The 6,445-nt window shown below is 43.2% G+C and carries 6 protein-coding genes; 3 read left to right on the forward strand and 3 right to left on the reverse strand.

Features of this window, described 5'->3' with window-relative positions; genetic code table 11:
• Nucleotides 1-133: 133 nt before the first annotated feature.
• Both AACT52_RS09545 and infC read right to left on the reverse strand, forming a co-directional pair.
• Entirely contained in the window at nucleotides 134-268 is a 135-nt protein-coding gene (locus AACT52_RS09545; protein ID WP_339374974.1) for a hypothetical protein, read from the reverse strand.
• Nucleotides 269-582: 314 nt separating this feature from the next.
• Nucleotides 583-1,116 (reverse strand): translation initiation factor IF-3, encoded by a 534-nt coding sequence (gene infC / locus AACT52_RS09550; protein ID WP_073636590.1) that lies wholly within the window; start codon nucleotides 1,114-1,116, stop codon nucleotides 583-585.
• Between the two features lie 546 nt (nucleotides 1,117-1,662).
• Between infC and AACT52_RS09555 the strand changes: the two genes are divergently transcribed.
• Nucleotides 1,663-2,610, forward strand: coding sequence for an alpha/beta fold hydrolase (locus AACT52_RS09555; RefSeq protein ID WP_073636593.1), 948 nt, complete (start codon nucleotides 1,663-1,665; stop codon nucleotides 2,608-2,610).
• A 271-nt stretch (nucleotides 2,611-2,881) separates the two neighbouring features.
• On the opposite strand, the gene AACT52_RS09560 is transcribed toward AACT52_RS09555, so the two are convergent.
• Nucleotides 2,882-3,247 (reverse strand): BON domain-containing protein, encoded by a 366-nt coding sequence (locus AACT52_RS09560; RefSeq protein WP_073636591.1) that lies wholly within the window; start codon nucleotides 3,245-3,247, stop codon nucleotides 2,882-2,884.
• A 371-nt stretch (nucleotides 3,248-3,618) separates the two neighbouring features.
• Here AACT52_RS09560 and AACT52_RS09565 point away from each other — a divergent pair, with 371 nt between their 5' ends.
• Nucleotides 3,619-5,190 (forward strand): NACHT domain-containing protein, encoded by a 1,572-nt coding sequence (locus AACT52_RS09565; RefSeq protein WP_073636592.1) that lies wholly within the window; start codon nucleotides 3,619-3,621, stop codon nucleotides 5,188-5,190.
• A 279-nt stretch (nucleotides 5,191-5,469) separates the two neighbouring features.
• A partial coding sequence (locus AACT52_RS09570; RefSeq protein ID WP_143173024.1) for a WD40 repeat domain-containing protein occupies nucleotides 5,470-6,445 on the forward strand: 976 nt, incomplete at its 3' end.

A 6,445-nucleotide genomic window follows, 5' to 3' on the forward strand; every position in this document is an offset into this window, starting at 1 on the left:
GTGATTTGAGGAAGCCCACACTATACCGCTTACGGTTAGTGTGGGAGGATGTCACTGATTTTACTATATCTGCTCGCGGGCAACAGGTTGTCCAACGAGTAGGTTTTATCCCGTTGAAGTAGCAGCTAAATTATTAGCCCCAGCAAAGCTGTTTGGGTGCTTTCTGCTGCCCACCATGTTCTAACCTTAAAGTGAAACGGTTTAAGGCGATTGTCCATGTGCCCAGTGCCGGAGGCGATGGCGCAGAGCGCCCGCTTCGCGAACGCATGACCAAATTATTTCCTAACAAAAACTATATAGCAATCCGCGCAGGATTCGTGAAAAACAAGATCCCCGACTTCTTAAAGAAGTCGGGGATCTGAAGGGTAGTCAATTTTCATAAATGTGCGGAGGATTGCTATAGTCCTGAGTCTGTGAGTATTATCTTTCTCACGCAGCACTCAGGACTAATGAAATTAGCTTATTTTCAGTAGGAAGGGCAGGTTTGAAGAGGAGGAGGAGGGGGAGATAACAAAGCAAATTCTTCCTTGTCTTCCTTATCTGCTTGTCCCCTTCTCCTCTCTGCCTTACCTGCTTAGTTGATTACTTTTTGGGTGAGATGAGCATCATCATGTTTCGCCCTTCTTTTTTGGGCGCTTGCTGGACTTCGCCAACTGTCTCCAGATCGGTTGCCATTCGCTTGAGCAATACTTCTGCCATATCGCTGTGTTGGATTTCTCGACCCCGGAACATCACTGTTGCTTTGACTTTATCGCCATCTTTGAGAAAACGCTCTGCTTGCTTGACTCGTACGTTATAGTCGTGTTCTTCTATTTTGTAACGCATCTTCACTTCTTTAACATCAGCAGTGTGCTGCTTCTTCCGAGCTTCCCGTGCCTTCTTCTCTTGCTCAAACTTGTATTTCCCATAGTCCATAATCCGACAAACCGGTGGATCAGCCTTGTCACTAAGCAGCACTAAGTCTAGCTCTTTTTCCTCCGCTAGTTGTATTGCTTCTTGTGGGGTCAGAATTCCCAACTGAGAACCATCGGTATCAATAACCCGAATTTTCGGGAAGCGAATTCGTTCGTTAATTTGGGGCAGATCGCGAGTTCTTTTTTTTTCAATCAGAGACATTATGATTCGTGGGATGATTTGTGGGAGCTTTTTGTTAAGAAATTGGCTTGGTTGTTTGTGGTATGCCTCAGAAGCAAAATCCGAAAATAACTGAGGACTCGAAAAGGAACCTATAGTTATATAGTAGCTAATCCATAAAGCAATTTCATCGTCGTTGTTGTATCTGCTATTCTACTCACTTTGCAACGATTTCTGTCCAGTCGTTAATCTAAATTACACAATAGTAGCAATCTTTAACGATTCTCACAGTTTTTTGTAAATTGATTTACATATTACAATCTCAGTATATTCCCATAATTGTGGAGTTTACATCATACAATATTTATGTCTTCTATATGTATTTTATATTACTTAATAATAAAGAACTTAACCGTATTAACTTTTAGAAGAATAACATGAAAATTTACTTAGCCTAGAATATATTTAGAGACTATCTTCTATAAGCAAACTAGAATAACAACTTTGCACAAAGAAAGCAGCAAGGAGTTGGGATTAACTGAGAAAGTGGAATTAAAAGTCCTTCTATACGATAAATTGGAGGAAAGCGTGGATAGCACAGTGCATTGGCAGCAACGGGTTGGCAATCAAAGGGACTGGGTTTGGCGAGGCTGGCAAACTCGTTACACATACATTCGCCCAGCTCAAAATAACCACAAGGCAACTCCCCTGATTCTGCTACACGGGTTTGGTGCATCCATTGGTCATTGGCGACACAACTTAGAGGTGCTGGGCGAACACTACACCGTTTACGCCCTTGATATGTTGGGTTTTGGAGCTTCTGAAAAAGCCACAGCAAATTATAGTGTAGAGCTTTGGGTGGAGCAGGTCTACGATTTTTGGAAAGTATTCATTCGTCAACCTGTGGTATTGGTGGGCAATTCTATCGGTTCATTGATTGCTATGGCAGCGGCTGCTACTCATCCCGACATGGTGCAGGGTGTGGTGATGATGAGTTTGCCTGACCCATCGTTGGAGCAAGAAGCTCTCCCTCCCTGGCTGCGACCTGTTGTGGCAGGAATTAAATCTGTTGTTGCTTCTGGATTTATTCTCAAGGGTGTGTTTAGCGTTGTGCGCCGCCCCAGCGTGTTGCGTCGGTGGGCAGGTATTGCCTACGCCAATCCAGAGGCTGTGACTGATGAGTTGGTAGAAATTCTAGCTGGTCCCACCCAAGATCGTGGTTCTGCCCGCGCTTTTAGCGCCCTTTTCAGAGCTACAATGGGTGCGAGCTTTGGTCCAAGTGTCAAAACAGTATTACCAACCTTGACAATGCCCATGCTTTTGATCTGGGGGCAAAAGGATAAGTTTGTTCCTCCAGTACTTGCTCGTCAATTTGCTCAGTACAACGAGAATTTGCAACTGCATAGTATGGAAGATGTCGGACATTGTCCCCATGATGAGCGCCCAGAATTGGTAAATCAAGTCATTTTAGATTGGATTCACAAACATTTTGGTGAAACCAAGCAGTTTGTTGCTGCCCAAGACTTGAAGCAGTAGCAAGCTGTTACGCACTCGATTATTTTGAATTTTAAATGTTGAATTGCTAATCTGGGGTTGGCAATGCTCGATACGTGCCAACAATGTCGTTTTAGATCCCCCAACCCCCTTAAAAAGGGGGCTAAAGTTTGATTTCCCTCGTTTTCAAGGGGGGATTAAGGGGGGATCGAAAATCTAGATGATACATCAAAAATGCTCAAATGCATGTCAATAATGACTTTTGGCTTAAGTTGACACGCATGGTAATGCCCACCCCACTCGTCTAAGCTGCCTAACCAATCGTCACTTGGCTAGTATCAACAGAAGTAGCACCATTAACTGAACGCGCTACAGAAACCATCTTGTTGAGAATGTCTTGGCTGGGAACTTTGCCCTTTAACACAACAGTTCCACTTGTTTGAGCTACCCAGAGAGTATCAACATCATCCAGTTGAGGATCTTGGTCAAAAGCCAATGCTACTCGCTTTGCCAAACCACTTTGGTCATATTCTCCATTCAATCCCACACGTTCTGGGGGAATTTGTTGAGTTGCAGCAGGAGAAGCAGCTTGCTGTGCTTGCTGTACTGCTTGTGGAGCAGGATTGACTTCTGCGTTTTGGGGTTTTTCCATTCCAAAAAGTCTTTTTAACCAACCCATACAGTCTTTTCTCCCATTTACGTTCTTAATAAATAAACTTAAAAGGTTAACGATAAAGCAACATCTGCCTGTGAAAATAGATGCAGTCAGGTAGCCTTCTGCTTTCAGTATGATTTCTGTATTTTTGTCGTTGCCAAGCTCTACTTATGAGTGCCTTGCGGGTGCCAAAGAGGTTTAAACTAACCGCAGAGGACGCTCTTGACGCAGAGAAGGAGAAGGGGAAGAGGTGATGGCGATTGCGCGGAGCGCAGTGGGCTAAAGCCCAATCGCGATTCGGGGCACAGGCATTGCCAATCGCACTTTTGAGCGACACACTTTTCACCCACAGTTTAGAATGAGTGACAAGTGTCAAGTGATACTAAATATTAAAAATGATAAATATTGACCCCGTAATTAGTGCGATTAAACCTTTTGCTAAGCCTGCTGCAACTCTAGTCATCAATCAAGCGCAGCGTAACGAAACTGTCATCCAAGTTTTGAAAAGTTTGAAACTTGACCCAACGCAACCTCCCAAAGATGTTGATGGTGTTTATGCTTACGCTTTAGTAGAGTATGGGGTGTATAAGCCAGAGCCAATTCTTAAACTTTTTAGAGAAAAAGAGATTAAAAACGCTTTTTGGCAAGCTTATACTTCAAAGAATCCATTAGGTTTCTTGAAAGAAGTAGAAAAATTTCTGAATTGGAATAGTTTAGGAAATGAAATACGAGAAGCGGGAATTGAAATACGTACAGAGTTAGAAGAGTTTGGCAGAGTTTTTATCGACGTAGCACAACGTACTAAATCATCAGAATTTCAGCCTTACCCAGACTGGAATATGGATGAGTATCCAGAGGAGTTTAAACCATTAATCAAAGAAAAGATTCGGTCTTTTTGCGGTCGTGAATTTGTTTTTCAAGCTTTTGCTCAATTCTTGAAAAACAACTCCAACGGTTACTTTACAGTTATAGGGGATGCGGGAATGGGGAAAAGCACCATTGCTGCTAAATACGTCTTTGACCACAAGTCTCCTTGCTATTTTAATATTCGCGTTGAGGGTCGCGATCGCCCCGAACAGTTTTTGGAAAGTATTCGTCAACAACTGATTAAGCGTTACCAGTTGCAGAATGCAGAGAAAGCTGATTTACCAACTTTGCTGGAAAAAGTCAGTAAAAAACTTCTTCCCAATCAACGTTTGGTAATTGTGGTTGATGCGCTTGATGAAGTAGAGCAAGAACCGGGGGATAATCTTTTATATTTACCTACGGCGCTTCCAGAACAGGTCTATTTCCTACTTACCAGACGCCCATATACTAAAGAGACAAAGCGATTATCTGTCTCTCCTGGTGTTCCGATGGAAGAGTTGGATTTAAGGGCGAGTCAGTATGTTGGTTTAAGCCGTGATGATGTGAAAGAGTATATTCGCTTATTTATTAATGAAGACCCAGAGTATAAATATGATTTGAAAAAGTGGATTAGAGAACGCAATATCAATGATGAAACGTTTATTGAGCAGGTAGCAGAAAAAAGCGAAAACAATTTTATGTACCTGCGGTATATCTTACCAGGAATTGCTCGCGGTTTTTATAATGACCTAACCTTAAAGCAATTGCCCGATGGTCTTGAGGACTATTATCAACAACATTGGGTACAAATGGGGATGGATACTGCACCCAAGGAATTAAGGGTGATTATCCTGTTTATTTTAGTGGAGATTGGTACGCCGATTCCCTCTGAGATGATTGCCGATATTGCAGAGCAAGATATCTATGAGGTAGAAGAGGTTTTGAAGGAATGGGTTGAGTATTTGAAGCCGCAAGAAATAGACAACGAAACCTGCTACAGCATTTATCATGCTAGTTTCCTTGACTTTTTGAAGAAAAAACGGGTTTTGGATTCAAAGCGGAAGCTCTTTAAGGAAGTTAATCAACGCATCGTTGACTACTGGGAAAGGCACATGGCTTGAGAAAACGAGATTTACCTATCTCGTTCCCAGTCTCAGGCTGGGAATGCCTATTGAGAGGCTCCGCCTCCCTTACAAAGCGGCACCGCTAGAACTGCATTTCCTGCTTAGACCACCGAAACGAGATTTACACCGAACCGTATTGCTACCTCGTTCCCAGTCTCAGACTGGGAATGGCTATTGCGAGGCTCCGCCTCCCTTACAAAGCGGCACCGCTAGAACTGCATTTCCTGCTTAGACCACCGAAACGAGATTTACACCAAACCAATAAAACGACAAGAAATGGTCAAAATTGCTAACAAATTAACAGCAAAAAAGTCTTATTCTCAAAAAGCTTATCTCGGTAGGTTTCCCTATAATCTTGTGCAGTCAGGGAATTTAGAAAAGTATTACAATCTCTTGACTAATTTTCAGTTCATAGCAGAAAAGATTAACCATCCTGAGTTTGGGGTAGATGCGCTAATTAATGATTATGATTTGGTTGACGATCCAGAAGTATTAACAAATCCAGAGTACAACCCCCATAAGGTAAGAGCGCTGGAATTGATTCAAGGAGCGCTGAAACTGTCAGCGCATATTTTATCTAACGATAAGACGCAACTGATAGAGCAATTGTGGGGGCGTTTGATGTCTTTTGAAGTGCCTGAGATTCAGGCAATGCTGGAAGTAGCAAAACAGTCGAAAGCTACCCCTTGGTTACGTCCCTTGACCCCGAACTTAACAACGCCTGGGGGACAGTTAATCCGCACTCTCACTGGTCATAGCGACTCGGTTTATGCAGTCGCACTCACCCCTGATGGCAAGTACGTGATTTCTGGTTCAAGTGACAACACACTCAAAGTCTGGAATCTGGAAACGGGACAGGAGAAGTCTACCCTCACTGGTCATAGCCACTGGGTTTATGCAGTCGCACTCACCTCTGATGGCAAGTACGTGATTTCTGGTTCATTCGACAAGACACTCAAAGTTTGGAATCTGGAAACGGGACAGGAGAAATCTACCCTCACTGGTCATAGCCACTGGGTTAATGCAGTCGCACTCACCTCTGATGGCAAGTACGTGATTTCTGGTTCAAGTGACAACACACTCAAAATCTGGAATCTGGAAACGGGACAGGAGAAATCTACCCTCACTGGTCATAGCCACTGGGTTTATGCCGTCGCACTCACCCCTGATGGCAAGTACGTGATTTCTGGTTCAAGTGACAACACACTCAAAATCTGGAATCTGGAAACGGGACAGGAGAAATCTACCCTCA

Origin of the sequence: Scytonema sp. HK-05, from assembly GCF_963872035.1 — a bacterium.
In the GTDB taxonomy this organism is placed as follows: Bacteria; Cyanobacteriota; Cyanobacteriia; order Cyanobacteriales; family Nostocaceae; genus Kalymmatonema.

What these genes read in the sequence shown, in the direction of transcription:
- AACT52_RS09560 (WP_073636591.1), bottom strand. Translation starts at nt 3,247, where the DNA reads ATGGGTTGGTTAAAAAGACTTTTTGGAATGGAAAAACCCCAAAACGCA.
- AACT52_RS09545 (WP_339374974.1), bottom strand. Translation starts at nt 268, where the DNA reads ATGCGTTCGCGAAGCGGGCGCTCTGCGCCATCGCCTCCGGCACTGGGC.
- AACT52_RS09565 (WP_073636592.1), top strand. Translation starts at nt 3,619, where the DNA reads ATGATAAATATTGACCCCGTAATTAGTGCGATTAAACCTTTTGCTAAG.
- infC (WP_073636590.1), bottom strand. Translation starts at nt 1,116, where the DNA reads ATGTCTCTGATTGAAAAAAAAAGAACTCGCGATCTGCCCCAAATTAAC.